25 protein-coding genes are annotated in these 26,202 nt (G+C 47.1%); 7 read left to right on the forward strand and 18 right to left on the reverse strand.

Going from position 1 to position 26,202, the window contains the following annotated elements; genetic code table 11:
- Positions 1 to 72 precede the first annotated feature (72 nt).
- Positions 73 to 1,563 (reverse strand): trypsin-like peptidase domain-containing protein, encoded by a 1,491-nt coding sequence (locus tag ACR6Z4_RS06900; RefSeq protein ID WP_479716503.1) that lies wholly within the window; start codon positions 1,561 to 1,563, stop codon positions 73 to 75.
- A 608-nt stretch (positions 1,564 to 2,171) separates the two neighbouring features.
- On the opposite strand from ACR6Z4_RS06900, the gene ACR6Z4_RS06905 reads away from it, so the two are divergent.
- Positions 2,172 to 2,843 carry a GvpL/GvpF family gas vesicle protein gene (locus ACR6Z4_RS06905; RefSeq protein WP_479716504.1) on the forward strand — a complete coding sequence of 224 codons (672 nt, stop codon included), beginning with the start codon at positions 2,172 to 2,174 and terminating at the stop codon, positions 2,841 to 2,843.
- 468 nt (positions 2,844 to 3,311) lie between these two features.
- Here ACR6Z4_RS06905 and ACR6Z4_RS06910 read toward each other — a convergent pair whose 3' ends face one another.
- From ACR6Z4_RS06910 to ACR6Z4_RS06955, 10 genes are all read right to left on the reverse strand, one after another.
- Positions 3,312 to 4,769, reverse strand: coding sequence for a S8 family serine peptidase (locus ACR6Z4_RS06910; RefSeq protein ID WP_479716505.1), 1,458 nt, complete (start codon positions 4,767 to 4,769; stop codon positions 3,312 to 3,314).
- Between the two features lie 107 nt (positions 4,770 to 4,876).
- Positions 4,877 to 5,185 carry a hypothetical protein gene (locus ACR6Z4_RS06915; RefSeq protein WP_479716506.1) on the reverse strand — a complete coding sequence of 103 codons (309 nt, stop codon included), beginning with the start codon at positions 5,183 to 5,185 and terminating at the stop codon, positions 4,877 to 4,879.
- A gap of 189 nt (positions 5,186 to 5,374) precedes the next feature.
- On the reverse strand, positions 5,375 to 5,569 hold the full coding sequence (locus tag ACR6Z4_RS06920; RefSeq protein ID WP_479716507.1) for a hypothetical protein: 195 nt from the start codon (positions 5,567 to 5,569) through the stop codon (positions 5,375 to 5,377).
- Between the two features lie 190 nt (positions 5,570 to 5,759).
- Complete coding sequence (locus tag ACR6Z4_RS06925) at positions 5,760 to 8,141, reverse strand: hypothetical protein (RefSeq protein ID WP_479716508.1); 2,382 nt, start codon at positions 8,139 to 8,141, stop codon at positions 5,760 to 5,762.
- 50 nt (positions 8,142 to 8,191) lie between these two features.
- Positions 8,192 to 10,033, reverse strand: a complete 1,842-nt coding sequence (locus ACR6Z4_RS06930) for an alpha-amylase family glycosyl hydrolase (RefSeq protein ID WP_479716509.1) — start codon at positions 10,031 to 10,033, stop codon at positions 8,192 to 8,194.
- A 1,076-nt stretch (positions 10,034 to 11,109) separates the two neighbouring features.
- Positions 11,110 to 11,346, reverse strand: coding sequence for a hypothetical protein (locus ACR6Z4_RS06935; protein ID WP_479716510.1), 237 nt, complete (start codon positions 11,344 to 11,346; stop codon positions 11,110 to 11,112).
- 37 nt (positions 11,347 to 11,383) lie between these two features.
- Positions 11,384 to 12,478, reverse strand: coding sequence for an NAD(P)H-dependent flavin oxidoreductase (locus ACR6Z4_RS06940; protein ID WP_479716511.1), 1,095 nt, complete (start codon positions 12,476 to 12,478; stop codon positions 11,384 to 11,386).
- A 256-nt stretch (positions 12,479 to 12,734) separates the two neighbouring features.
- Complete coding sequence (locus tag ACR6Z4_RS06945) at positions 12,735 to 13,127, reverse strand: GFA family protein (protein WP_479716512.1); 393 nt, start codon at positions 13,125 to 13,127, stop codon at positions 12,735 to 12,737.
- A gap of 398 nt (positions 13,128 to 13,525) precedes the next feature.
- The gene (locus ACR6Z4_RS06950; RefSeq protein ID WP_479716513.1) at positions 13,526 to 13,921 is read right to left on the reverse strand and encodes an ACP S-malonyltransferase; all 396 of its coding nucleotides are present in this window, start codon (positions 13,919 to 13,921) and stop codon (positions 13,526 to 13,528) included.
- Complete coding sequence (locus ACR6Z4_RS06955) at positions 13,918 to 14,292, reverse strand: DUF433 domain-containing protein (RefSeq protein WP_479716514.1); 375 nt, start codon at positions 14,290 to 14,292, stop codon at positions 13,918 to 13,920. Before ACR6Z4_RS06955 ends, ACR6Z4_RS06950 begins: the two co-directional genes overlap by 4 nt.
- Before the next feature lie 184 nt (positions 14,293 to 14,476).
- Between ACR6Z4_RS06955 and ACR6Z4_RS06960 the strand changes: the two genes are divergently transcribed.
- Entirely contained in the window at positions 14,477 to 14,791 is a 315-nt protein-coding gene (locus ACR6Z4_RS06960) for a nucleotidyltransferase family protein (RefSeq protein WP_479716609.1), read from the forward strand.
- 420 nt (positions 14,792 to 15,211) lie between these two features.
- On the opposite strand, the gene ACR6Z4_RS06965 is transcribed toward ACR6Z4_RS06960, so the two are convergent.
- Together ACR6Z4_RS06965 and ACR6Z4_RS06970 are read right to left on the reverse strand one after the other, a co-directional pair.
- Positions 15,212 to 15,616: a hypothetical protein gene (locus tag ACR6Z4_RS06965; protein ID WP_479716515.1), complete on the reverse strand. Its 405-nt coding sequence runs from the start codon at positions 15,614 to 15,616 to the stop codon at positions 15,212 to 15,214.
- 44 nt (positions 15,617 to 15,660) lie between these two features.
- The gene (locus tag ACR6Z4_RS06970) at positions 15,661 to 16,254 is read right to left on the reverse strand and encodes a DUF6232 family protein (protein ID WP_479716516.1); all 594 of its coding nucleotides are present in this window, start codon (positions 16,252 to 16,254) and stop codon (positions 15,661 to 15,663) included.
- Positions 16,255 to 16,448: 194 nt separating this feature from the next.
- Between ACR6Z4_RS06970 and ACR6Z4_RS06975 the strand changes: the two genes are divergently transcribed.
- A complete protein-coding gene (locus tag ACR6Z4_RS06975; RefSeq protein ID WP_479716517.1) occupies positions 16,449 to 16,682 on the forward strand; it encodes a DUF433 domain-containing protein in 234 nt (77 codons plus the stop codon).
- Positions 16,679 to 17,020, forward strand: coding sequence for a DUF5615 family PIN-like protein (locus ACR6Z4_RS06980; RefSeq protein ID WP_479716518.1), 342 nt, complete (start codon positions 16,679 to 16,681; stop codon positions 17,018 to 17,020). The genes ACR6Z4_RS06975 and ACR6Z4_RS06980 overlap by 4 nt, the downstream gene beginning before the upstream one ends.
- Positions 17,021 to 17,056: 36 nt before the next feature.
- Here ACR6Z4_RS06980 and mgtE read toward each other — a convergent pair whose 3' ends face one another.
- A complete protein-coding gene (gene mgtE, locus ACR6Z4_RS06985; RefSeq protein ID WP_479716519.1) occupies positions 17,057 to 18,403 on the reverse strand; it encodes a magnesium transporter in 1,347 nt (448 codons plus the stop codon).
- 389 nt (positions 18,404 to 18,792) lie between these two features.
- Between mgtE and ACR6Z4_RS06990 the strand changes: the two genes are divergently transcribed.
- The 3 genes from ACR6Z4_RS06990 (at position 18,793) to ACR6Z4_RS07000 (ending at position 22,316) form a co-directional block, all read left to right on the forward strand.
- Complete coding sequence (locus ACR6Z4_RS06990) at positions 18,793 to 21,012, forward strand: AAA family ATPase (RefSeq protein WP_479716520.1); 2,220 nt, start codon at positions 18,793 to 18,795, stop codon at positions 21,010 to 21,012.
- Positions 21,013 to 21,190: 178 nt separating this feature from the next.
- The gene (locus ACR6Z4_RS06995; RefSeq protein ID WP_479716521.1) at positions 21,191 to 21,361 is read left to right on the forward strand and encodes a DUF4278 domain-containing protein; all 171 of its coding nucleotides are present in this window, start codon (positions 21,191 to 21,193) and stop codon (positions 21,359 to 21,361) included.
- Positions 21,362 to 21,683: 322 nt separating this feature from the next.
- Positions 21,684 to 22,316 carry a Vat family streptogramin A O-acetyltransferase gene (locus ACR6Z4_RS07000; RefSeq protein ID WP_479716522.1) on the forward strand — a complete coding sequence of 211 codons (633 nt, stop codon included), beginning with the start codon at positions 21,684 to 21,686 and terminating at the stop codon, positions 22,314 to 22,316.
- A gap of 69 nt (positions 22,317 to 22,385) precedes the next feature.
- Here ACR6Z4_RS07000 and ACR6Z4_RS07005 read toward each other — a convergent pair whose 3' ends face one another.
- The 4 genes from ACR6Z4_RS07005 to ACR6Z4_RS07020 all read right to left on the reverse strand — a co-directional run bounded on the left by ACR6Z4_RS07005 (position 22,386) and on the right by ACR6Z4_RS07020 (position 25,841).
- Positions 22,386 to 23,870: a DEAD/DEAH box helicase family protein gene (locus tag ACR6Z4_RS07005; RefSeq protein ID WP_479716523.1), complete on the reverse strand. Its 1,485-nt coding sequence runs from the start codon at positions 23,868 to 23,870 to the stop codon at positions 22,386 to 22,388.
- Positions 23,871 to 23,985: 115 nt separating this feature from the next.
- On the reverse strand, positions 23,986 to 24,270 hold the full coding sequence (locus tag ACR6Z4_RS07010) for a helix-turn-helix domain-containing protein (protein WP_479716524.1): 285 nt from the start codon (positions 24,268 to 24,270) through the stop codon (positions 23,986 to 23,988).
- An 84-nt stretch (positions 24,271 to 24,354) separates the two neighbouring features.
- Entirely contained in the window at positions 24,355 to 24,699 is a 345-nt protein-coding gene (locus ACR6Z4_RS07015; protein WP_479716525.1) for a type II toxin-antitoxin system RelE/ParE family toxin, read from the reverse strand.
- A 158-nt stretch (positions 24,700 to 24,857) separates the two neighbouring features.
- The gene (locus ACR6Z4_RS07020; RefSeq protein WP_479716526.1) at positions 24,858 to 25,841 is read right to left on the reverse strand and encodes an RNA polymerase sigma factor, RpoD/SigA family; all 984 of its coding nucleotides are present in this window, start codon (positions 25,839 to 25,841) and stop codon (positions 24,858 to 24,860) included.
- Positions 25,842 to 26,202 lie beyond the last annotated feature (361 nt).

The following is a 26,202-nucleotide window of genomic DNA, read 5'->3' on the forward strand; positions in this document are numbered from 1 at the left end:
AGCATACCTGGCCCTATCTCCATCGTTGAACCCGCGCCTTGCGCGGGTTCAACCTGTCTCTTCAAACGACCTCTAATATTCTCGAACGCTGAGGATGTAGTGTCCGCGACCAGAACTGTCGTAGGAGTTGGCAATCACCCGATACTCGCCGGTTGACGGCAGGGTTACCCGGATCTCAGAATTCAAGCATTCCACCGACTGAGCGGTGCAAACATCATCGTTTTGATCCAGAATTTCGCCATCAGGGCTAAACAGCACTAAATAGGTGTCAAACTCACTGCTTTCCATCGAGATTGCAATTCGCTGACCTGCGGTGCCCCGGAAAACATGCTCTTCGTACAAACTGCCGTCTTCTTGAAGCACCTGAGAACCAGCTCCCAACAGACCTTGTTCTTGCAAAATAAAGTTAGATGAGGTACGAGGTCTATTCACTTGCGTGGTGCTGGAACCTCCCCCAAGCGACGCTTGTAGGCTATATGTACCCACTTCGCCTTCTGCATACGAGTTCGCCAAGATTGTATAGGTGCCGTTGCTGGGTAATGCAACCGTAATCCGGGCATTGGTGCCACCGGCACTGTCATCATCTTGCGCCAGGTCACTGCCATCGGGTGCCAGCAAAATCAGATAAGCATCCACCTGGTTACTGGTCATTGTGACATCAACTTGCTGCCCTGCGCGCCCTTCAAACGTGTAAGCGTTGAAATAGCTGTTGTCGGCAGGGAGCACGTTGCTATTCGCCGTGAGGTTGCCCTGGACAGGGGCATTATTCAAGGCAATCGGTTGTGGCGGCTGAGTATAGGCGGGGGTGCGCTGCTGTGCCGTTTGTGCCGCTCGACCTTCGCGAACCGCTGTCAAAAATGGCTGAATCCGCTCGACGGGAATGGCAAAGCCAATGCCAATATTCCCGGAATTATCGCCTGTGGTAAAAATTGCCGTATTGACCCCAATTAACTCGCCTCGGCTATTGATCAGGGGACCGCCCGAGTTTCCGGGGTTAATGGCAGCATCTGTTTGAATCAAACCGCGATCGCGATCGACCCGGCTGACAATACCTGTGGTTAACGTGCCTTGGAACCGACCAAAGGGGTTGCCAATGGCAAACGCTCTTTGACCGACCTGGACGGAGTTGGGTGGCGCAATGCTCACCGTTGGGAAATTGCCCCCACCTCGGATTCTGACGGCAGCCAGGTCTAACCCCGGATCGCCATACCCAATCACCTCCCCTTGATACTCCGTTCCATCTGACAGGGTCACGGTCACGGTATCTGCCCCTTCGACCACATGGGCATTGGTTAAAATTAATCCGTCTGCGCTAATAATACTGCCGCTTCCGGTTGCGTCCTGGGTTTCAATCGATACAACAGCCGGACTTGCCATCTGATAGACATGGACATTGATATCTTCATCAGACGTTTGGGCGATCGCGGCGTGAGTCGTCGGCTGCCCCAGATGAGCTAAATCAAGAATGCCTACCGGAGAGAGACTATCGAGAATCGTCAGGCTAGTGGCGGTACCTAATGTAACAAGACTTGAAGCGGCAAGACGAAGAAGTTTTCTGTTCATTGTGCGGGTGTACAAGATTAACGGTGCAGAAGATCTGGGGTAAACACTAAGGGGGCAGACGATGGGAGAGTACTGAGATCAGGCGTGAACTTGGATGTGAACTGTTGGCGTCCGCAGGCAAATTCATCCTTAGAATTCAGCACTATTGAAGATAAAGGAACAGAAGCTGGGGGCGATCGCTGTTTTTAAATAACAACTTTTATTGTGATCTACTCACTGCATTGTCTAAATTCCGGGTAGGTTGGGGGTGTCTCCAATGTTGCAGAATCGGCAATGCGATTTATACCATCAGGGTGAGTTGGATTTTTAGAATAGGTCGAGTAATGTGAATGATGACTTCTAAGGTACGGGATCGTGACACTACATTCCGCTGAGAATCGCAAATTACATACAATCCAAGGGCTTACGCTTGTCAGCACGGCAATGCCCATCTGACAACGGCATAAACTCTCGGCTTGATTACAATCCACCAGCCTCAGGGATAGCATCTCTAAACCTGTTTATACCTCTCAGCTAATATTCTGCGGCAGTATATTAACGATCGTAGATTGCCCAGTTTTAGATATTCAATTTACAGTCAGCGATCGCAATTTTTCTTATAAGAGTCGATGTATACGTATGCATTTGTACAGGGTTCAGCTATTCCGTTAGACTTACCTGAGGGTATGGCAGGTTCCCTACAACTGGTAACCACGGCAGAACTTGCGGCAGTGGTAGAACCCGATGTCAATTTTGAACTTTTTCAACAAAGCGATGATCGTCTGATGCAAGCCGTGCTAATCCACGATCGGGTCATCCGAGACTTGTTTAGTCAGACTACGATTTTGCCGCTCCAGTTTGGCACCCGCTTTGTGTCTAAAGAGGCTCTTTTGCTACATCTCCAGTCTCAGAGCCCTGAGTATGTCGATAAGCTCACCAGCCTGGTTGGTAAAGCTGAATATATGGTGAAGCTGACCCCCATCGATGCGCCAGAAGATGAAGAGCCCCTGACAGAACTCAAAGGGAAAAACTATTTCCTCGCGAAAAAGCAACGCTACCAAACTCAGGTTGAGTTAAAGCAAAAACGGCAGGATGAACTGGAGCAAGTGCAACAGGCGATCGCAGACCTCTATTCTGATGTGGTTCGCAGCAATTCCCAGGACGGCATCGAGCGATTTTATCTACTTACCCATCGACGCGAGGAAACCCTACTCCTGACACACCTTCAACCGTGGCAAGAGAACTGTGCTTATTGGCATCTAGAAGTCGGAGAAGCCTTACCGCCCTATCATTTTGTCTAATCCGCTAATGGGGGCGCTCCCGCTGGGAGTGCCCCCATTAGCAAATCCTGTCACATCAATTCGTTGGATAGTGGTATTCCTGTAAAGATTTTTTGTGGTGCGGGCGACGCCCGCACCACAAAAAATCTTTACACTTTTATGAAATTTGGTATGGATGCCGCACTTCGTGCGGCATCCATACCAAATTTCATAGTTGGAGCAAGCAATACCGTTCTCCTCCCTTAACTCCGTTGCAAAACGTTTGCTAATGAATCACTGAAATAGAAGGTGCGTGACTATGAATCACTGAAGTCGAAGGTGCGTGATTAGTAATCACTGAAGCAGAAGGTGCGATCGCAACCAGCACTGTCACAGTGGTTTGAATGTTCTGGATAAAAAATAGGAGTGCAAGGGGCAATGCTCCCCTGCACTCCTGATCATCAGCGATTAACCAGGTTGGGATGGAACGACTGAAATTCACCGAAGCGCTTATCGAGGAGATGGCAAATTATTAACATTGCGAATTGCCACTGAACGCGCCAGCTTATAAGCGGCATACGCATCAACCAATCCTGCCCCTGTTGCACCATCCAGACCATCTCCGGCGGGTTGATCATGGAAACTCTTGCCATTTTTGACATCCCGGGCTGATGCTTTCAGAATAGACTTCATCAGATCGGGCGAAAGACCGGGTTGAACCTGCTTGAGTAAAGCACAAACACCAGCAATTTGGGGCGAGGCAGCACTGGTGCCACTGATCACTGCCCAACCATCCATAGTAGAGGTTTCATCTTTGTCAGGATATCCCCTACTCCCTAACCCTTGATCGATCTCATCCCCTGGCTCAACAGGCAGCATGATGTAAATGGCTCGGGGTTGCATCCCCACGAGTCCACACAAGTCTGGCACATGACGTCCCGGATAAATCTGGCTGTCGAAACTGCTGGCATAGTTGGAAGCCTCCAATTGAAAATCTTCTCCAGTGGGTGTGAGTTTGGGATGGGCATAGACTCCACCCACGGCAATGACATCGGGCATCATGCCGGGAAACGCAATATGTCCGTTGCCACCCGAAAAGCAGACTGTAATACCGCGTTCTCGCACCGCTTCAATGACAGCCGCTTCCAAAGGTTTCAAGAAATTGGGTAGGGTAGTCAAATCGGGTAGATGATAACCCCAACTATTAGTCATCACTGCTGGATACAGATCGGACGCCGTTTTAAACGCTAACGTTGCGTTTCCACCCATCTTGACTCCGATAAAGTCAATATCTGGCGCATTAGCAAAAATATTGGCAGCCTCAGCCGTTCCATGTCCACTTTCATCCTTTTCTACATTGGTCGCATCCGCCGCAAGGGTCGCTTGATAGTTATAGCCATGCCATTTGTAGAAAGAATGTTTATAGAAACCGCTATCTACCATAGCGACCAATACCCCTTTACCAGTCACACCGACCTTATGAGCAGGGGTTGAGCGGCATATCATTGCCACATCTGCTGGAACCGTCAGGTGATGATATGTCACACGCGGAGGCAGAGGCGACTCAAACAAAATCGGTGGACTTTGGGGATAAGCCCGTTCTACTAAGTCAGCCAATTCTGGCGGAATCGTGAAGGGTGCACCCGCAATATGAGATAAATAGGTGACTTCACCAATACTGGGGCTGACCCGTTGCCTCCTGGCTTCCACCCGCGTAGCAAAAACCCGTTCCCATAATTGTTTTGGACCTTCAGCACTAATTGAAAAGGTGCCCACTTGCTGCACTCGAAAGCCTAACGTTTGTAGTGCAACGGCTGCTTGAACACTGCGCCCAGCAGGGGGTGCGAAGTCTTGAAGGTTATTGGGTTCAAGGTAGGTATCTGGTGCAAATAATGATTGACCTGTTTCAGAGCGTAAGACCGCTTCAAAATAAACTTGTTCCTCTTTATTTTCAGATAAATGTGTCATGGTAAGGTTCTCCTATGATGTTATCTTTTGCGATAGTTGGAGAGAGGCTGATCAATACCAAACCCTGATTGAACAAGGTGTTTATCGGTTCATATAGTGACGATCTCTTAGTAAAATTCAGGAGGTTCGGCAAACATCACTCCAGAGATTAAGCTTTGCAATTCCTCTGGAATACGAAGGTCATCTGTGATTGCCCTCAGGTAGGTTGTCTCACCATCAATTTCTGGCATAACGGTTCTTTGCTGTGGCTCAAATGAAACATTAAAAGTAGACTCCCACAAATCGCGTGGTGCCTGAACGCTAAGGGTAGGACCAATATGCAGAATGCGAAAACCAAGCCTTTGTAAAGCGATCGCTGCTTGATTTGCTTTTTGGGGTAACGGTTCGATTTCGGCTGAAATGATGTTGCTTGGCATAGGTTCCTCACTCTGCTGATGGGTACTGGGTTCCACAGACGCTATTGGCGGGGATGGGGCTCTAATTGAGAAGCCTTCATCGTACAGTTGTCTATTGGTGCAGCTGCTAGTTTCAATCATGGTAATCAGCAGAATGATGTATCCTAGCCCTTTGCTTGCAGATTTCACAATATCCACCCCTCCCACAAACTATTCCTGTTGGTATTGCGATCGCTCCAACGCTGCTGCTGACGTTTTCAGACGATAGCGATCGCACTTAATACTATCCATCGCCAAGTTTTTGCGAATATTCTCAACATTATCTTTCCCCCAAGCCAGAGAAATATTGGAGTTGAAGTCTACTTTGATCAAGCAGATAATCAAGTAGAGTGATGGTTGAATCAATGTAGATTAGAAGGTGATTTACAGCCATTTTCAATTGATTAAGCCACAGATTTTTTATTGTGTGCCGCGCTCCGCGCGGCACACAATAAAAAATCTAAACATATTCAAGCGCGAAGCGCTGTATGAGAGGCGATCGCATGGGAAGTGGCTGTTGACAATAGTGCGATCGCCTCTCGCTTTAGAAGTGACCCTACAAATTGACTACTGCCACTGAGTGGAAGTCGATTGTCCCTCCGATCCATACCTGGTTGTAGTTCCAGTCCTTGGTGTAGCCTGTTGCATGACTGGGGTCGATCGCCCGACTGTAGACACTTAGCCCGAACGAGTACGCACCTTGATTGTCTGGCTGCCCCGCACTGGGGAAATTCAAACGATACACTGTAGTGCCCCCTGTGGTATTGTCTCCCTCATTGATATACCAATGTTCAGCAGAAGCGGTTGAGGAGGTTCTTGACAGAATTGCGGTTGAGCTACCACATCCACTGGCAGTCAGTTGTGCGTACAAAAGGTGTAGCGATGAAGCCTGCCAGGTAACCTGAAACTCAATGTCCTGACCCACAGGTCGCCGTATTACCGGGCATTGTAGGGGCAGAGAATTCCAAATTGTACTATTCACCACTCGCCAATCCAGTGACGTGATTGCCCCCAAGGGTGATGAGTTATCTACGTTCAACCGGATAGGGTTGGAATACACCAGATGGTTCTTACTTGCATTCGCCAGCTCCACGCGCAGGGCATACGTGCCTGATTGGAACTGGTAACTGGGCCAAGCCAGCAAAAGATAAGGAACTAACCAATTGCCTGGGTCAGGCAGCACGTTGTACCAACCGTTCGTGTCCACCGGGTTGACCCAGGTAGGTGGACTGCCCAATGGGCGGAAAATGGGCCAGCTTAAATTGAGAAACGGTACCTCTGGTCCCCCGTTGAGACTGTACAACACGCGGTAGAAAGCTGCATTCGGCATTTGGTTACATCCACGCAGGAGGAGCGTACCAAGGAATGGAGCCGTCGCCGCTGGACCAGTTGCAGAGAAGGCTGAACTGCTAACCAGTCCGTCAGGATGAGGACGGTTGGGACGACGGGCAAAACCAGTAGCTGGATCGATGTAGCCACTAATAGGTGGATCACCCACAGCTGGCGGTTCGGCAAGCATCAGGCTAATCCCTTTAATCCCTGCTCCTTCTCCAGTTTGAGTACAAGTAATTTCCGGTGGGATTCCACACAGGGGGGTAGACACTGCAATCTGTGAGGCGGACAGCGTCACGGGCGAAATCGCCCCCGTATTCCAGCGCACATCAAAGAAGCCTTCAGAATAAATCGTTTCCTCAGTGCCATCACCATCCACATCCTGAGTGACGCGAAAGGTGATGTCTGGGACATCCAATAGCGGTAACCATTCAGACTCGATCTCATACCAGCACGATGGGCGAAGGAATGGACCAATGTATCGGTGCAGGTCAATCTGCCACTCACGCTTACCACCTAGATGTGTTTCTAGTGCCTGCGATCCCCCCTGTTGGAAATCGCTATGTAACTGCTGCAAAGCATCGGAAATGGGAGGCGGCACTGGGCAGTCAAACACTGGGCGATTAAGCAGTCCTTGAATCTCAGTCGAGCGTAGGTTACTGATTGATGACTGAGCGATCGCTTGCAATCTTTGTGCAACTTCTTTGCCAGCCAGCGATGCTACACGACGGATCGCGTTTGGGTTACGCGCCAGGAAAGGGCCTGGATCGGGTTCAGGATCAGGTCCGGGCTGTGGTATTGGGATCAGCTTGAGATACTTCAACAGATCGAGCAGCTTCGGTTTAATTAGTAGTTCTCCTAAGCAGTGACGCTCTAACCGCCACTGCAAGATCCAATCAATCTCAAAGCGTGGTACCCAGGCACAGAAATTACCACAACCATCAGTCTTGGCGGTGCCGATCTCCTCAGTGTGGCAAAAGACTGGAAACAGCCACGCCCAAGGTGATTTGGTAGGAAATAATCCAAAGAAGGTACAGTCAGTATCAAGGATGTGAACCGTTGCACCAGGAACTGGATAATCAACGCCTGTCGTTGGGTCAGTCTTCACGACTTTGCCACAGATCCGACGAAACAAGAATAATTCTGGATCAATCTGCCACTTAAGCCGTTCACTCAGTTCCGCGATATTTTTATTAACAATTTCCTCTGCCTTCAAACCTGTTAGTGCTGCCAGCCGTTGCGCTTGTAGAGTTTTGATGGGTTGGCGATCAGGCATTAGGTTTGATCTGTCTATCATCATCTCGACCTCAATTACAATTGGAATTTCTGTAGCGTTGATGTTCCACAGCACGGACTCTTCCGTACTCTTGATAAGATTGCCAGTAGAGTAAATCTTGAAAAATAGATCGGGCTGTCGGTCAAAAAATAGTTCCTGGAAATAAGATTCGTCAAATATTATCTGGAAAGCACCCTGACTGTCGGTAACTGCGCTGCCAACGAAGTCATTGCAAATCAAGTCCTTATCCCAAGCTTCAACTCGGAGCGTAGATGATCCCTGGCGTGTATGAAGATCGATAATGCGACCAGAAATTCTAAAGGTTGTCATTTTCTTTCTCCTAAGACAGACAGTCTATGGGTAGAGATAGCATTCTCACCTCACTCAAAAATTACAAAGCCTGCGGCTGGAACGGTGATCAACACTGCCTTCCCATTCCGGGCTTCTACCATTACCGATCGCCCAATTTGTGATGCATCTGTCGAATAAAGGCACTTCAGCCGATCCTCTGATTGATGCAAGCTATTATCAATCGTGACCCAGGCAGTTCTGGGTTGGTCATAATCAGTATTGATTGCCAACAGCATTTCGTGATCATTAAAAATGCGTGACCAGGGTACTACCGAACGGATTTGCCCGCCGATCATTTCGGGTAGGTTGAAATGAATCCCATCATTGGGTGCAGAAATTGGGCGCAAGTATTGGCGACCACGTCGTAACACCATATGTTGTTGGCGGATATTCAGGATTTTCGCGAGTTCTCGATAGATCGGCGTATCTTCGTTGAAGCAATGTACCCCTTTCGTACGGAATGCACCAAATGCACCACCAAACATAGCTTCGCGGATATAGCGATCGCTTCCGCCCTGACCATCAAAACACTGTTCACTGCCGTAATAGATACAAGGAATTCCCAGCGTCATTGCATTGAATGCTAAGACATTCAACATCACTTTTTCAGCATTGGCATCGGCACAGAAGCGAGCCTTATGATTGCCCTTGCGGATTTGGTCATGATCATCAAACGAAGTAACTACTCTATTACGAAACCAGATGTGAGAGCCCTTATTCACCTCTTGTGAATTACGGAACAGGCTGAAGTAGTCATTGGGATTTCGATATCCTTTGACCAAATATTCCAGCTTATCGGGAATGTCATCAATGCCCAGTGCGGCACTCAGTCCAGTCAGTTCCAGAGTGTCGTAAGCTCGTTGGCGACCGCCCGTTATTTCACCCAGCAGGAAAAAGTTTTCTTTACCAAAACTTTGAGCGAATTCGCGAATCGTCGAGACAAAGTAGCGAGTTGCCCCAATATCCATATGTTTGACAGTATCAATGCGGAAGCCATCAATATCAACTTCTGCGATCCAACACTGATAGACTTTACATAGATGACGCAAGGCATCAGAAACCTGATACTCATCCGTTGTACCCATGCCGTGGTGAATGTCTTTTAGATCGCCAAAATCTCCTTCACGGAATTCAGGATCGGAGTCCCAATTTTTGATATAGCCCTTGCACGTAAAGGCTTGGGGATCTTGAAATTCAACAGGATAGACTGCTCCATCCCGATCCGATAGATGGTGGGAATCAGGCTTAGCAAACGGAATGGTAGGATTACCCTGAGCATCATTGAAGCCTTCTACTGAATAGGTTGCACCTGACCAGGGGCGATCGCAATGATTCGCGTAGGAAAACACATTCCCTGTATGGTTCAAAATGATATCTAGAATCACGTAAATACCGTTTTCATGCGCCGTTTGCACAACAGCTTGTAAGTCTTGACGGGTACCGAACCGAGGTTCTACTTCTAAGAAATTTTGAATCCCATACCCGTGATAGGTTTCCTGGAACCGGACTTGTTTAAAAATAGGGCTAATCCACAATGCCGTGACACCCAGACGTTTCAAGTAACCGATTTTGCTTTGTAACCCCTTTAGAGTTCCACCTACATATCGACTTCCGGCTTCTCGCCATACGGCTGCATCCTGCTCAGTTTTAATGGCATTGCTGCGATCGCCCTCGGTATACATCGGTGTGGTGCCCGATCGCACCAGATTACCTTGATTATCGTAATATCCATTTTCTTGATCATCAGAAAAGCGATCGAGCATCAAGAAGTAGAAAACCTGGTCTTCCCATGCAATCGGAGACGGAAAAAAATCATTGACTGAGAAGGCAGAGGTAAAATTCAACTGGGCTAAAGTTTGTTGATTCTCCATGATTGTTGCCTCTATTACTGTTCGCATAATGAATCAGGAGACTATTCTGCATTAGCCAACTCGACTCATGCATAGAATTTCTCAGAGTAACAGGAACCAAAAAATGAACGTAAACCTGATATCAAATTAAGTTCAAAAATCCTGAACCATCCTGTTGTTGCAGCACCACCACAACAGCACCAGATTTTCAAACGGATTGCATAGTAGACCCATTGAAAATGCAACCTGATTCATGCGCACCTATCAACTCACGGAATAAATCATCGCCGATACAGGGTTAGATTTTGGGATGCGGGGACTTCGTTGTGAAGTCTCTGCCGAACGGCAAACGCCTGGCGGGGAATATATCTTCTATGCTCCCTGGTGAGTTCGAAACCCCATACTTAAACCAGACTTAGAGGGTACTGTTCAGACATAAATAACCCTCTTGCAAATTAAGTTTTTGGGGTTAGTTTGAGTGGGGCTTTGCCCTCACACAAACTCATCTACAAGAGATCCAATACTCCCTCAATAGACACACTCAATCAGGTACTGCAAACCCTAATTTCTAAGCGACAAGAAGTTGGGAGTACAGCCCTCAAGACACAAAAAACCGCTTCAAAGCTTGTAATGAGAATTAGTTATTACGTGACGATAGAAGTCTAAAACAGCGCTGTGACCGCTCTTGATGGGATCAAGCAATTCAGACAAAATGTTTGTTAGTAAAGTAGTTGTGTTAGTAAAGTAGTTGAATGAAAAAGTTTTTCAATCAAGAGACTAAGTATTTCTGCTAACTTCATTCTAAGATATGATTTTTGATTGTCATCAACTATTACTGATTTGAAACTCTTTAATACTTTTATTTACAGAATCGAAAATTTCATTTTTGTGCTCAGCTAAGGATCGTGGATTTAATAAAACCCGATTCTTTTTGAGAGAGCGGCGGCTCCGCCGCCGCTCTCTCAAAAAGAATTACAGGTTAATTAATCTGTGATCCTAAGGAGCCTGACAACATTAAAAATCATACTTTTTTGGGGAGAGTGCAGCGGAGCCGAACTCTCCCCAAAAGTTTTATGATGATCCTAAAAAGAAGGATATTAATGGAGTTTTGCTGCATCCTGACAGGAATGGCGATAACAGAAATAACGCATCCCCAACAGCCCTAACACTAAAATTAGGATTTGCACCATCCAGGGAGCTAAGATAAAGCTGACAATCAAACAAATTAAAGCAATCATGCTCACGAAGAGCACAACAATCTCTTCCTGGATTTGATAGCGAATATAGATAGCAATCAGGGCGATCGCCAGTGGAATCAGAAAAGATACCGTCATGTCATCTGCTCATCAGTTTTACTAAGGATAAATCACACTAAGCAACTAACTCTGCCATCAGCTCTGCAACTGGACGGATACATTGCACACAGCCAGCATTACTACCTGAAAAAACCAGCCCATTTTCAATATCACCACGAGCAGCTTTATCAAGTGCTTGAATGATGCAATAGGCTTGCTGCTCATCCCGACATTTGCATGCATGAAGACAATTTAATAAGCAACGTCTTTCAATATCCGGAGAATTAGACATCACCTTGTCTACAAACGCATTACGCAGCGCGCGTCCTGGCAACCCAACCGGACTGGAGACAATCACAACATCCTCTGGTCGAGCATGGAGATGAAATTCTTTATAGCGAATATCCGCATCACATTCATCCGTTGTAATGAAGCGAGTACCAATCTGCACCCCACTCGCGCCCAGCGCCAACATCCGATCGATATCTGCTCTATCCCACACGCCACCTGCCGCAATCACCGGAATGGGTTGCCCCACCTCTTCATGGAGATACTTCACCAATTCAGGAATCACCTGCACGGCTTCAAACAGCGGATCGCCTAATTCTTCTAATTTTGCACCCAGATGCCCACCAGCTGAATTTGGATTTTCTACCACAATGGCATCCGGCAATCGCCCATATTGACGCTCCCATTTGCGGCAAATAATTCGAGCGGCACGAGTGCTAGAAATAATTGGCACCAATGCAACGTCTGGATGCGCAGTTGTATATTCCGGCAGTTGTAAGGGCAACCCTGCACCAGAAATGATGATATTGATCCCCTCTTCCGCTGCCGTTCGCACTAAGGTTTCGTAATCCTGCGCGGCAACCATGGCATTAATTCCCAAAATCCCATCGGGACTTAAGCTTCGAGCTTTTTTTACCTCATCGATTAATGCCAATCGATTTGCCTCAAAAAATTGCTCTCTCCTTTTTTTGACACTGGGCTGACGAATATCGAAATAGGGAGAGTTTAACCCTAATGCAACCGCTGAAATAACTCCAATCCCCCCTGCATTGGCAACCGCCGAGGCAAGACGTGCCCCCGAAATACGAATACCCATGCCTCCTTGAATAATGGGATAGCGAGCAATATGTTGACCAATTCGAAGCGCGGGTAGTGGTTGCATACAGTCCTGAGATAGAGGAATGTGTAGATGAAACGACATGATGCCTGGACGTCACTTCAACGACCAGCCATGTCTATCTCAAGAATAGAGACTTTCTTCTATATTGACAACTATATAAGCAAAAAGCTATTAAGTATTTTATTCAGGAAGATTTAACTTTTTGCACGACTGAAGCACTGCAAAACGAGCGTTTGGATATCGAGAAAGGCGATCGCACTTCATCCAGCAAGAGTAATAAAGGCGATCGCACTTTTACCTATTCCTCAAAGCGACCCGTGGAATCGCGATCGCGATCGTATCGTCTCGTAAGTGGAAACGGCGGCAACCAGGACTCGCGACGGATGATCCAGCTTTCGTAGGTTGGCATCAGTTGGTCAGGGGCATCCAGAGAGCCGAGGTTCACTTCGATTTCGTCTGCGGTGCGGGAGAAAACAGACGAGCCGCAACGAGGACAAAAAAACCGCCCGTCATAGTCGCGTGTTTCACCATCGATCGTTACTGCATCTTGAGGAAACACCGCAGAAGCGTGAAATAGTGCCCCGTGATGCTTACGGCAGTCGAGACAATGACAAAGCCCAATTCGATAGGGAAGCCCCGATGCCACAATGCGGACATTGCCGCACAGGCAACCGCCAGTGAATCGTTCCATGCTGCATCTCCTCTAAAATCAATCGATTGGAATGGTTACAGCGACCCGCGCTAATACACTCCCCATGATGTATCCGCCACTGCTGTTACTGACGCCGCGAGAAAGGAGACTGCCGAAACTAGGGTGGCGCACACGATGATTGATAACGTTTTGGGCCAGCAGTTTTGGAAACTTTGCATCTTACCCAAGCAGCTTCGGTCAATCTACTGCGTTCAAATTGTTAACCTGCCGGTAATGATACAACCTCTGCAAAACGTTTTGTAAATGCTGTTATCACTGGTGTGTTATTTCCTGTACGGCGTTCTGAATTTTCAATATCTCCAAACCATTTTTGAGAAATTGCACCATGTTATGCCGTTTCTTCAAGTCATGGTTGCAATTGCTTACTCTTGCCTGCCTCACGGAATGAAAACCCGTCTTGCACCTCTGTAATCTTCGATGTCAATAATGATGTCAACCAAGCGATTAACACAACAATCTCGATATTCCGGTTCAGTAAGCAATCGATCAAGATTGCCTATCGTGATGACAGGTAGTGATGTTTGGGTATTTTCCTCGCGCATCACTTGCTCTAGCGAGTCCTTCCCTTTCATGCTTCGGTTAGCAGTTAGCAGAATCATTCCATTAGCTTGGGCACACTGCCAAACCGTGCGATCGCTACTATTGACTTCCAACCCTATCTCTTCAAACAGGACAAAGCGAATATAAATTAACTCAAGCCAGCCACTAGCAGCAAGGCTACCTGCTAAAACAACAGAATGTCCACGTAAATTGTGATCAACCAGAACATTCATGCCTTTGATTCAAGTTTAGCCCGTTCTGCCTGGAGTTTTGCCCGAATCGCTTCCATACCTGGTCTGGGGGGTTTTGCAGCAATGTGCGCAACGAGAGCACGATTCTGCTCTTCATAATATTGTCGTAGTTCCTCGGCTTCCTTGAGAACAACTTGATACTCTGCTTCAACCTCAGCACGATGAGCATCGATATAAGATAGAGCGGAGTTAACCTGTTCATCTGTGAGGCTGAGCATGGCACGAATGAACTTTTGTGGATACTGCTCTGTCACATAGTCCATTACGTCATACAAAGTAATACGGGTTCCTGAAATTGTCAGTCCCCTTTCTGTACGAACGATGGCTGCTTGCTCATTAGAATGCGAAGTCATAGCCATAACCCTGGAGTAGCTAAGTCTATATTACCTCGCCAAAAGACTGGTGGGTATGATGTCTACCCACCAGATGCAGTAGATACCGCCTGCATCTGGTAAGGTACAGGGGTAGAGCCATAGGTATCTGCGAGTTTATCAGGTTGTGATAGACTCAGCGTCAGATGAGTGGTCTATGCAAGCCATGCCTGTAGAAACAAAAGCTCAAGTGCTATCTCTGCTTCGAGACTATCAACAAGAGCTACATCGCTTTGGAGTTAAGCAATGTGGTGTTTTTGGTTCATTTGTTCGTGACGCAGCAATTCACGATCAGAGTGATGTTGATATTTTGGTTACTTTTGAGCCAGACCAGAAAACGTTTGATAACTTCATACACCTATCTTTTTTCCTGGAAGATCTTTTTGGTAGAGCCGTCGATCTCATCACTATCGAGTCGTTAAGCCCCTACATCGGTCCGCATATTTTGGATGAGGTCGAGTATGTTCCCGTTGGCTCATGAGTATTTACACTTGGACAAGGTTTACATACTTAATGAATGAATGAATGAATGAAGCGTTCTTGCCTGTCATTATTCATCAGCTACCATACCTCTTATGCATGAAATTGTAATGCGATTGTGAGGATGAGGTTCTCATACCCTAATAACGACAATCTCATCAATATATGTGTTGGACTTGAGAGAAAAGTCAGCAGCGATCGCACTTTAAATAAGGCGATTCAAATCAAATCGCTCTGCATCAATCAAGTTACAAAAATGGCGATCGCTCACATTAATCAAGTATTAAGAAAGTAATTGCTAATTCAAATAAATGGCGATCGCTTGCTTACAATTCGCAATCCTGGTGTGTTCCCAAGATTTTATCAGCGGAGGAATCAGGCGTTGTCTTTGGGAATGTACTTTATAAAATCGGCAATCGCACTAGATAGAAATTCCCAATGCACCAAAAATCATTGGTAACAACTTGCTACATGCTTCTACAATCTTGGCAGTATCCGGCAAACTCTTTAGAATAGCTCCGAATATATTTTGTACTTTCTGTACACTCGATTTCTTCTCTGTCTCTGCTGCTTGTTTCACTTCTCTAAGAGCCTTCAATTGTTCTATCAAAACCATTTTCTCACCTGAAGATAATTCAGGTGATTCCTCAACTACTTTATTAAGTTGTGCTAAGAGATCGTCAATACTACAACCTACATCTCCAGAGGGCGCAGGCATGTTACTAATGACAGCGGAATCAATGTGGGCAGAAATATTACTATCCTGATTACCTGCTGCTGCAACGCCAACAAAATCACCTTGAACCTTAATAGAATTATCTGTCATTAGTAAGTGCTCTCCTTTTCTGTAGAGGTAAGTCCTTTACTCAATTAGGCAATATCCGTTGAGATGCTTGTGTTTTCATTACCTGCTGCGGCAACTCCTTTAAAATCACCACGTATTGTGATCGAGTTATTAGTTATTTTTACAATATAAACTCCATCTTCATCTGATTCCATAAACTTATACAGTTCTTTCATTACTTCTCTTAATCTTTCTCTGTTGTTTGTATTTGTAATAAATAGATGCTTGTCTCCAGAATTCAAAGTTAGCAATAAACCATATTTTTCTTCGCCGCTAAAGCTAACCACCAATACAAGAAGACATATCAAAATAAGTAGTACACCAACCAACTTCACAGTTTCATTAGAAGCTAAAAATGTAATTTGGAGAATAAATCCCAATGCAATACCGATCATCAAATAATGAGTAGGAATAACGCTAGAAATAACTTGAGCACTGACACTAGGCATCCTAAATCTTTCTTCACTAAAGCCTGTAATATTACGAAGTTGGTAAAAATTATAACCAAAGGCAATTGTCTTGCGAGTTATAACTATCTCCTTATTTTGTTCAAAAGTAATATTATCTTGAGACGCTTGGGTTGTAGACATAACTTTTTCTTCATTTTTATGTGGTTTCAAAGGTAAATTGGGTTAGCAACAATGCAACTTAACAAAACTGAGACTAACCCGTCAAGCGTTGCTATTGTCAAAATCACATATCCCAATGCAAAGCAATTACTTTTCAACGATTAGCATACCTAGGGCTGGGTAGCCAATTTTGCAAAATGACCCGGTAAGATGGAGACACACCAAGCAGCTTGTAGGCATTCTAGATGACTTCAACAACTGACTTACTGATTCGTATTACCCAAACCCCTGGTCAGTGTGGAGGGCGTCCCTGTATTCGAGGGATGCGGATTCGTGTCACTGATATTTTAGAAATGTTGGCTGAAAACGTTAGTGTAACTGAGATTTTAGAAGATTTCCCTGATTTAGAACTGGCAGATATTCAAGCTTGTTTGTTCTTCGCAGCACGGCGGACTGATTTTCCTAGATTGACTGCATGAAGATTTGGGTCGATGCTCAACTCCCTCCAACCCTGGCAATTTGGCTGACTGCCACTTTTGGGTTAGAAGCTGCTGCGCTGCGGGATTTATCTCTTCGAGATGCTCAAGACATCGAGATTTTTGAAGCAGCGCGTGCCAAAAATGCTGTGATTATGACAAAAGACAGTGACTTTATTGATCTGGTCTGTCGTTTAGGAACACCACCTCAAATTTTATGGCTGACCTGTGGCAACGTTACTAACCGCAATCTAAGACGATTGCTGACTGCCACTTTACCCGATGCCTTGGAGCAGCTACGGCGAGGAGAAATGATTGTAGAAATCAGCAATACGTCTTAAATCATTCATTGGCAAACCTAAAACAATAGCTACCATTCAGCCAATCAAACTTAAGGTCACTGAAACCAAACCCAGGAAGGTAAAAAAGCCGATCGCATCTAGAGTGGTTGTTAATAGTGGACCGCTGATCAGGGCAGGGTCGAGGTTCATGCGTTTTAAGCCCATAGGTAGGACAGTTCCAGCCGTGGCAGCGACAAAGACATTGACAATCATCACCAGACTGGCAATCAATGCCACCCAGCGATCGCTGGCATTTGACCAGATGAGGGAGAGTAGCCCCAGTGCCATTCCTAAAGACAGGGCGGTGCCGAGTCCTGCCAGCAGTTCTTTGCGCAGGATGCGGAAGGTATCTCTAGGGGTAACTTCGCCAATGCCCAAGCCGCGTACGGTGACGGATAGTGCCTGAATGGCAACATTGCCGCTGGTGTTGGAAAGGATCGGCATGATGACGGCAAGGACAGGAACGAGGGCAATCACTTTTTGGAACGGTGCGATCGCTCCTGCTGCACCGATGTATAGACCAATATTGGCGAGCAGCCAGGGAAGGCGTTTGCGCAATGTTACCAGGGGAGGGGACAGGGCGGCTTCATCGCCTCCAGCAACCCCGGCAAGTTTTTGCATATCTTCGGTGGCTTCTTCTTCTAAAATGTCCACCACATCATCAATGGTGACGATGCCGACTAACCGATCTTCGCGATCGACCACGGGTACGGCAATCAGGTCATAGCGTTTCATTAATTGCGCGACTTCTTCCTGGGGCATATCCGTACGTACTTTAATCACACGATCGCTTGCCAGGTCACGAATTAACGCATTGGGTAACGAAAACAGAAGCTGTCGTAATGACACAACTCTAACGAGTTTGCGGTTGTCATCGGTGACGTAGGCGTAGTAAATCGTTTCTTTATCGCGATCGCTCAAGCGAATCTTATCGAGCGCTTCTTCGACCGTTAAACCTTCGCGTAATTTGACGTATTCGGTGGTCATCACCCGTCCGGCAGTGCCTTCGGGATAACCTAACAACGTGGCAGTTGCCTGCCGTTCAGTGGCACTCAGCTGTTGCAACAGTTGTTTGACTACGCGAGCGGGTAATTCATCAAACAATTCTGCCCGGTCATCCGGACGCATCTCTTCTACCAGTTGCTGCACCTGGGTACTGTGCAACGAATGGAGCAAACTTTCCTGCACATCCGGCGGCAAATATTCAAAAACGTCGATTGCCTGCGCTTTATTTAATAAGCGAAAGGCGATCGCCTGTCGTGCCAGAGGAAGATCAGCAATATAGTCTCCCACATCGACAGCAGGGAGTTGGTTCAGTTCCAGTTTGAGCTGGTTTAAATCATCAATATCCAACAGTGCGACACGCACATCTTGGGTGAGCATGGCTAACCTCCTAAGTCTCCCTCGCGCCAGGAGACTTAGCTCACCGGGCTAAAGAGATTGAATACTTTTATACAGCGGACTTCGGCCCATGAACTTGGTTCAGCTCGACATCAATGCCGCGATGGGCATTGCTATCCTGTATGCTAGCGCTTTGTGTGACAAAACTTCTAGTTCGTTGTGCGGAATTTTCAAGTGTCCTTTGCGGAATCTGAGGGAGACTCTACCGAAAGCACGATAGATTAGATGGGTCGGTGAACCGTAAAACGTCTCTTGATCTGCATTACTGAGTAGCGGAATGAATTTGAACGTGAACCCAAAGGGTTCACGTTCAAATTCATCCCCAAAACCAGCAGCCCTCTTGATCCCGCCTTACCTTTATTTGAGTTGCAATGGATCTGTTTGACCAACATCGTCAACAGCTTGCCCAAACCGAAGCACCCCTGGCGGCGCGAATGCGTCCGCGCCATCTGGATGAATTCATTGGGCAAGATCACATCATTGGGCAGGGGCGATTGTTGCGTCGGGCGATTCAAGCCGATCAACTATCATCGCTGATCTTTTATGGACCTCCCGGAACGGGCAAAACTACCCTGGCACAGGTGATTGCCAATACCACACGCGCCCATTTCATCTCTATTAATGCAGTACTGGCAGGGGTGAAGGAGATCCGGGAAGCGATCGCCATTGCTCAAGAAAAACGCGGCATGTACAGCCAGCGCACCATTCTGTTTGTGGATGAAGTGCATCGGTTCAATAAAGCCCAGCAAGATGCTTTACTTCCCTGGGTAGAAAATGGCACGGTGATTTTAATTGGCGCAACGACCGAAAATCCGTATTTCGAGGTGAATAAAGCTCTGGTCAGCCGCTCTCGGATTTTTCAGTTGAAGCCGCTGGATGAAGCCGATTTGCGGCAAGTGGTTGAGCAAACCTTACACGATGGCGATCGCGGCTATGGTAAGCTCTCGGTTCAACTAGAAGCGGATGCGTTGGATCATCTGGTGAATGTCTCTAATGGGGATGCTCGTGCCCTGTTAAATGCATTGGAATTAGCCGTAGAAACTACGCCTGCCAATGCCGCAGGCATGATTGTGATTCCTCTGGCGGTTGCCGAAGAATCAATTCAGCAACGAGCCGTGCTATACGACAAAGAAGGGGATGCCCACTTCGATACGATTAGCGCTTTTATCAAAAGTTTGCGTGGATCTGATGCCGATGCTGCTTTGTATTGGCTGGCACGCATGGTCTATGCCGGAGAAGACCCCCGCTTTATTTTTCGTCGCCTGGTGATTTTAGCGAGTGAAGACGTGGGCTTGGCAGATCCCCAGGCAGTGGTCGTCGTGACTGCGTGCGCGGAAGCCTTCGATCGAGTTGGCATGCCCGAAGGACGCTATCCCCTGGCTCAGGCGACGCTGTATCTGGCAACCTGTGCCAAATCCAATAGTGTCATGGGCTTTTTTGATGCCCTATCTGCCATCGAACACGAACGAGAAGATGAAGTACCCGTGCATTTGCGCGATGCCAACCGCGACAAGCATAGTTTTGGGCATGGCAAAGGCTATCTCTATCCCCATTCCTATCGAGAGCATTGGGTCGCGCAGCAATACCTGCCGGGCAGTTTGCAGGGACAGGTGTTTTATCAACCTTCGGATCAAGGCTATGAAGATCAGATCCGGCAAACAGTAGCACGCCGCCGCGAAGCGCAGTTAGCAGCACTGGTCGAAGGCATCGGCGTAGCATTGCCAGAAGTCCTCACGTTCAGCCCTACGGATTCCACAACCGATCGCTGGTTACAACGCACCCTCAGCCAAACTGGGGAACGACTGGGAGACGTGCGCGATCGCATTTTTACGCTGGCAGAATTGCAACGCCACCACTTGATTTTAGATGTCAATGCAGCCAGTGGATTGCTCACCTGGGAAGCCATCCGCCAGGTGCCTGAAGGCGGCGTTTATGCAATAGTTCGCACGGATACAGACGCCAATGCCCTACGTGAACAAGCTGCCGTTTTACCCGAATTAATCCGTCCGATCATTCTGCAATCTACCCTCACAGACGTAGTCACCATCTTAAATCAACACGCACCGGGGATACAGTGCGATCGCATTCTGGGACGCAATGTATTACTTAACGAAATTGACAAGAAACGTGTGATTGATCGCTTAATTGATCTCCTGGCAGCTAACGGAAAAATAGTCTTAGCAGAAACGTTGACCCAACAGACTCAGCGTCTCTATCAATTAGTGAAATCCGATCAGTTTGGAACCAAGCTTTATAAAAAACTGGTCAAAACAGAAGAAGCCATTTACCAAAATCCATCCGATCCCATGGTGAACTGGACGATTGAAGAGGTACGTCTGCTTTTCACCAATGCCGGACTAACCGTTAACGTCCAGATCGACCCTACTCAAACAGATCTTCGCATTACCCCTGCCTTACTCGATCGCTGGTTTAGCAAAGGACGCGATCGCCTCAGCTATGCCGATCACCTGGCTCAATCGTTATCCGTCAACGACCTGCAAACCGTGCGTGATGTCTTCACCAAAACTCTGAGCAATCAAGTTGTGCCATGGTCAGGTGCGATCGCCTTTATTCAAGCGTCGGGGTTGTGATCGCGATCGCTCTTTCATCCCCCATACCATCACTGGGGAGAAGCGATAGAGGTCATCCGTGATCATGCGGCATCTCACGCTCGCTCAGGCTTCATATCACTTCTTAGAGAGTAAAAACACGGGATGATGAATCCCATCAGCTACAGACATCCAACAACAACTCAAAAGAAGGATAGCCATGCAACTCTCTTATCGCGGTGCAAAATACACAGTTTCTCCCTCTGCTACGGAAGTCACCGAATTAGATGCGATCGGGTTTTATCGGGGTCATGTTTTTGGAATTGCCGCTCCGGTAGACCGAGTCAATTATCCTCGCCAACGCATGAGCTATCGCGGTATTCAGCACTAAGGAATGGGAATTACAGCGCTTTGCGCTTGAGTAAGCCACAATTATTTTTGTGAGAACCGCGCTCCGCGCGGTTCTCACAAAAATAACCTGGTTGTAAGCAATTGAAAATCGCTGTAAATAACTCCGATGATTTGTTGTACGGGCGAACGGTCGTTCGCCCCTCCAAACGATTCAGTATTCGATCTGATTTAATCCACAATCCTAAGAATCGTAGATGTGAAGTACACGTTCGTGTGTGAGAGCCACATAATATATCAGGCGCAAAGCGCTATAGTGTTGAATTCGAGGTATATTAAAAAGCCTGCGATTTTGGCATTGTATTATGTCCTATCCTGACCCCAGAGATCCCCACCCGATGCAAGGGTTTCCGCAAATTTGTTTCATCCAAAATACCGTCTCCAATCCCAATATCATCATTGGCGACTACACCTATTACGATGATCCAGAAGACTCGGAACAGTTCGAGCGCAATGTGTTGTATCACTTTCCCTTCATTGGCGACAAGCTCATCATTGGTAAATTTTGTGCCCTGTCGCGGGGCATCAAGTTCATCATGAATGGTGCAAACCACAAGATGTCGGGGTTTTCCACCTATCCGTTTGAGATTTTTGGCAAGGGCTGGGAAAAGGTCATGCCGCAACCTCAAGACTATCCCTTTAAAGGCGATACCATCATCGGCAACGATGTGTGGATCGGGTATGAAGTCACCATCATGCCGGGAATTAAAATTGGAGATGGTGCCATTATTGCTGCCAAGTCTGTCGTGACAAAAGATGTGCCACCCTACACCATCGTCGGGGGCAATCCAGCCCACATCATCCGCCAACGCTTTTCTGATGAAACCGTTAACACATTGCTAGCGATCGCCTGGTGGGATTGGGATATTGAGAAAATTACCACTAACTTGGAAGCGATTGTGAGCGCCGATCTGGCAGCCTTACAGGCTTGTCTGTAACCTCAAGGTCTGGGCATTAAGTTCTGGGCATTAAGTTCTGAGCATTAAGTTCTGAGCCAACGCACTATCTTACTCATCATCCCAATTATCATCTTGCGGTTCGGCAGCACGGGGCACTGACGGCTGGGGCACAGAATAGAGCGGCGTTGTAGGCACAATTTCCAGTTGAGTCGGTGTTGATTTGCGGCGCGACGGTTGCCGTCGTCGCTTCGAAACGCCTTCTTCCGTGGTTTCTTCGGCAATCACTTCATAGAGAATCGCTTGTTTGTTTCCCTGCCCTTTGCGCAAAACCCGACCCAACCGTTGCACATATTCACGGGTCGAACCCGTACCCGACAGCAGAATGGCGATGCTAGCTTCCGGAACATCCACTCCTTCATTTAAAACATGGGATGCTGCCAATGTTTTGTAAGTGCCATCCCGAAAGTGTTGCAAAATCTCGTGTCGTTCTTTAACGGGAGTTTGGTGAGTCAAGGCAGGAATCAGAAACTCTTGAGAAATGCGATAGACCGTGGCATTGTCATTGGTAAAAATCAGCGTTTGCTCCGGATAATGTTGGGCTAACAGATCGGCTAAAATCCTCAGCTTGCCTTCAGTTCCCAGGGCGATCGCCCTGGCTTCCCGGTGTGCCAACATCGCCCGTCGTCCTGCCTGAGATTGGGCACTGGCACGAACAAAGCGCTGCCACCCTTCCATCGTCCCCAACCAGATATTGGCATCTTGCAAAAATGTATTGCGGGTTTGAATTAAAGCATCATAGCGATCGCGTTCAGGATGGGAAAGTTTGACCTTAATTTGCACCACTTCATGATGCGCCAGGGCATTCCCTGCCAAATCTTCTGGCGATCGATAGTAGACAATATCACCCAACAGCACATCCAAATCTGCATGGCGACCATCCGTGCGATCGGGAGTTGCCGTTAAACCCAGCCGATAAGGGGCGATCGCATATTCTGCAATGACACGATTAAAATCACTGGGCAAATGATGGCATTCATCGCAGATCAACAACCCATAACTATTACCCAACGTTTCCGCATGGATCGCAGCACTATCATAAGTGGCAACCAAAATAGGCGTGCGATCGCGCGACCCACCCCCCAACAAGCCCACCTCTGCATCTGGGAAAGCCGCTAACAGATGGGCATACCACTGATGCATTAAATCTAACGTTGGCACCGTAATCAACGTACTGCGTGGAGTCGCCTGCATTGCCATCTGTGCCAGATACGTTTTACCTGCGGCGGTTGGCAATACCACCACACCCCGCCGCCCTGCGGCAATCCAGGCTTGCAATGCCTCTTGTTGATGGGCATACGGCTGACGCAGCATCTGGCAATCAAGTGTCAACGGTGCAAACCCTTTTGCCAGATCCTCAAAAACCGTTCCTTCCGCTTGCAAGGTTTCAACTAACTTGCGGTATTGAATAGCAGGCACCCGAAACTTTTCGATCCGGTCATCCCACGTAGCAAAATCAACCCAGGTTTTGCCCCTGGGCGGTGGATGCAAAATCAACGTACCGCGATCGAACTTAAGCGTTGGAGTTCGAGCCATTTTTACCTAAACCCGATTGATTTTGAGAATCAGCAAAACTCCAGTTCTCAAAAGGGACGAAATGATGAAAGCCTACCTTTAATCAAATAGGCTGAACGTCAAGTTGTAAAGGGGCTTAAACCAAAGAAATCAAGAGTTTCTTGCCAGTCACTTGCGCAACTTTGACCATTGTCTCTAAAGTCACCGATGTATTAGCAGGATCAAGTAATCGCTCTAAAGCTGTACGGCTTGTTTTAAGTTCACTAGCCATTGCAGTTTTAGACATTTGATTTTTTTTCATAAATTCTTGAAGTTGATCGGCTAGAACCCGCTTAACTGCCACTGCCTGACATTCTTCTAGCAAACCTTCTTCTGCTAAAAAATCATCGAAACTTGAGCCTAAAGATTTATTAGATACCATGATTTTTTAAAACCTACTGACCTTATCGAGGTTAGTACCTATATGCTAACGATTCAATTTGACAGTATTGACCTTAGCTATATTTTAGTTGTGATCTAAAAACAGCTTTCTTCGTTTTTTTGCTAAATCTAAATCAGTTTTTGGGATTTTCTGAGTCTTTTTAATAAAGCCATGCACGAGTATCAATGCGTCACCATATTGAAAAAAGATAATGCGAGTAATACGGTTTCCCGTAATACTACTCCTGATTTCCCATAAACCATCACCTAAAGAAGCGATTAGGGGTCTCCTGATATCGGGCCAGCGGTATTCAACTTCTTTAATATCAGAACCAAAAATGCGTTTATCTTCTCTAGAGAATGATTTAAGCCAATCTCTAACGGGTTCTGCACCATTCTCAGTTCTAAAGAAACGGACTTTCAATGCCATCTATTCTCGCTCGTGTTTGAAGATGGCAGCGCAGTTAACGTCGCACCAAAAATGATACGTCCCGCTTTGAATTAATGTCAAGATGTCGCTGCGGATAAACAATGCAGGGACGTGGCAATTGCCACGTCCCTGCATATCAGGTCAGATGCACAACTTGATTAGCTGGCGAGATAGCCTCGCACTTGCGCCTTACGGCGACGCAGGTGGTCGAGCGCTTGCCGTTCCAGTTGGCGCACACGCTCTCGACTGATGCTCATGCGCTCGCCAACTTTTGCCAACGACAGTTCTTTGCCATCATTTAGCCCAAACCGCAGAGTCAGAACTTCCCGTTGTTGAGGCGTCAGTTCAGACAACATGCCGTTTAGATCTTGGCGCAGAGACTCTTGTGCAGCGTAGGTTTCAGGAGATGCACCCTCATCTTCGAGCAACTCTTGCAACTCAGTATCCTGGTTATCGCCAACCCGCATATCGAGGGAAACAGGCTGCCGAGCCATCAGCAAGAACTCACGAATTTGAGCAGGTTCTAGCTCCAGAGCTTCGCCAATCTCCGCTGGGGAGGGGCTACGACCCAGAGTTTGAGCCAGTTCACGCTGCACTTTTTTGATCTTGTTGAGCTTTTCGGTGATGTGAATGGGTAGTCGAATCGTGCGCGCTTGCTGAGCGATCGCCCGAGTAATGGCTTGACGAATCCACCAATAGGCATAGGTCGAGAACTTATATCCCCGCGTTGGGTCAAACTTCTCTACTCCCCGCTCTAACCCCAAGGTACCTTCCTGGATCAGATCTAGAAATTCCAGGTTGCGTTTTTGATACTTCTTGGCGATCGCCACCACCAGCCGCAAATTCGCCTCGATCATCTTTTGTTTAGCACGCTGACCCACTTTCAAAAGTTGGTTCAGTTCTGTCGCGCTAATTTTTGCTTGCGTTGCCCATTCCACCTGAGTTGGCTCACGATCAAGTTTGGTAGAGAGCTTTTCCTTCATCTCTATCAAAGACATCATCTGCTGCACCTGCTTACCGTAGATAATTTCTTGCTCGTGGGTTAGCAGAGGAACACGACCAATTTCGTGCAGATAGGTGCGCACCATGTCTGCTGTGAAAATGGGTTTAGCTTCTTTAGCTTTGGTAGTTACAGTTGACATTTACGGCTCACTCCGTCAGGCAGATTCAAAAGGGAACGTTTTGGAAAGTACTCTACTTCCCAGAAACAACAGTTGAAAAAAACTAGAAAACTGGGGATCAGAAATCCCTACATAGTGCAGAGCCAAGAAATTTAACGAGTTGAAAGCAGTCACCTAAGTCTTGAAGGGCAATGTACAGGTGAAACAATGAAAGATTTCAAACAGCTCCGGCTTACTTGAGTTCAATTAGAGAATTACAAGCGAAAGTCCTAAACAATTTGCTCAGGCTATTTTTCACCCAATCCAATGACCAAACCATCCACAAGACAGAATGTCTTAACCACGCTTAACCACAGGTGAAATCAGATACTCAGTTCAGCTA

The sequence above is a fragment of the Calyptranema fuscum S582 genome (assembly GCF_055793305.1).

What these genes read in the sequence shown, in the direction of transcription:
- ACR6Z4_RS06915 (WP_479716506.1), bottom strand. Translation starts at nt 5,185, where the DNA reads ATGCCAAGCAACATCATTTCAGCCGAAATCGAACCGTTACCCCAAAAA.
- ACR6Z4_RS06980 (WP_479716518.1), top strand. Translation starts at nt 16,679, where the DNA reads ATGAAGATTTGGGTCGATGCTCAACTCCCTCCAACCCTGGCAATTTGG.
- ACR6Z4_RS07005 (WP_479716523.1), bottom strand. Translation starts at nt 23,870, where the DNA reads ATGGCTCGAACTCCAACGCTTAAGTTCGATCGCGGTACGTTGATTTTG.
- ACR6Z4_RS06930 (WP_479716509.1), bottom strand. Translation starts at nt 10,033, where the DNA reads ATGGAGAATCAACAAACTTTAGCCCAGTTGAATTTTACCTCTGCCTTC.
- mgtE (WP_479716519.1), bottom strand. Translation starts at nt 18,403, where the DNA reads ATGCTCACCCAAGATGTGCGTGTCGCACTGTTGGATATTGATGATTTA.
- ACR6Z4_RS06905 (WP_479716504.1), top strand. Translation starts at nt 2,172, where the DNA reads ATGTATACGTATGCATTTGTACAGGGTTCAGCTATTCCGTTAGACTTA.
- ACR6Z4_RS06990 (WP_479716520.1), top strand. Translation starts at nt 18,793, where the DNA reads ATGGATCTGTTTGACCAACATCGTCAACAGCTTGCCCAAACCGAAGCA.
- ACR6Z4_RS06900 (WP_479716503.1), bottom strand. Translation starts at nt 1,563, where the DNA reads ATGAACAGAAAACTTCTTCGTCTTGCCGCTTCAAGTCTTGTTACATTA.
- ACR6Z4_RS06995 (WP_479716521.1), top strand. Translation starts at nt 21,191, where the DNA reads ATGCAACTCTCTTATCGCGGTGCAAAATACACAGTTTCTCCCTCTGCT.
- ACR6Z4_RS07015 (WP_479716525.1), bottom strand. Translation starts at nt 24,699, where the DNA reads ATGGCATTGAAAGTCCGTTTCTTTAGAACTGAGAATGGTGCAGAACCC.
- ACR6Z4_RS06965 (WP_479716515.1), bottom strand. Translation starts at nt 15,616, where the DNA reads ATGACAGATAATTCTATTAAGGTTCAAGGTGATTTTGTTGGCGTTGCA.
- ACR6Z4_RS06960 (WP_479716609.1), top strand. Translation starts at nt 14,477, where the DNA reads ATGCCTGTAGAAACAAAAGCTCAAGTGCTATCTCTGCTTCGAGACTAT.
- ACR6Z4_RS07020 (WP_479716526.1), bottom strand. Translation starts at nt 25,841, where the DNA reads ATGTCAACTGTAACTACCAAAGCTAAAGAAGCTAAACCCATTTTCACA.
- ACR6Z4_RS07000 (WP_479716522.1), top strand. Translation starts at nt 21,684, where the DNA reads ATGTCCTATCCTGACCCCAGAGATCCCCACCCGATGCAAGGGTTTCCG.
- ACR6Z4_RS06950 (WP_479716513.1), bottom strand. Translation starts at nt 13,921, where the DNA reads ATGAATGTTCTGGTTGATCACAATTTACGTGGACATTCTGTTGTTTTA.
- ACR6Z4_RS06910 (WP_479716505.1), bottom strand. Translation starts at nt 4,769, where the DNA reads ATGACACATTTATCTGAAAATAAAGAGGAACAAGTTTATTTTGAAGCG.
- ACR6Z4_RS06955 (WP_479716514.1), bottom strand. Translation starts at nt 14,292, where the DNA reads ATGACTTCGCATTCTAATGAGCAAGCAGCCATCGTTCGTACAGAAAGG.
- ACR6Z4_RS06945 (WP_479716512.1), bottom strand. Translation starts at nt 13,127, where the DNA reads ATGGAACGATTCACTGGCGGTTGCCTGTGCGGCAATGTCCGCATTGTG.
- ACR6Z4_RS07010 (WP_479716524.1), bottom strand. Translation starts at nt 24,270, where the DNA reads ATGGTATCTAATAAATCTTTAGGCTCAAGTTTCGATGATTTTTTAGCA.
- ACR6Z4_RS06925 (WP_479716508.1), bottom strand. Translation starts at nt 8,141, where the DNA reads ATGACAACCTTTAGAATTTCTGGTCGCATTATCGATCTTCATACACGC.
- ACR6Z4_RS06935 (WP_479716510.1), bottom strand. Translation starts at nt 11,346, where the DNA reads ATGACGGTATCTTTTCTGATTCCACTGGCGATCGCCCTGATTGCTATC.
- ACR6Z4_RS06940 (WP_479716511.1), bottom strand. Translation starts at nt 12,478, where the DNA reads ATGCAACCACTACCCGCGCTTCGAATTGGTCAACATATTGCTCGCTAT.
- ACR6Z4_RS06975 (WP_479716517.1), top strand. Translation starts at nt 16,449, where the DNA reads ATGACTTCAACAACTGACTTACTGATTCGTATTACCCAAACCCCTGGT.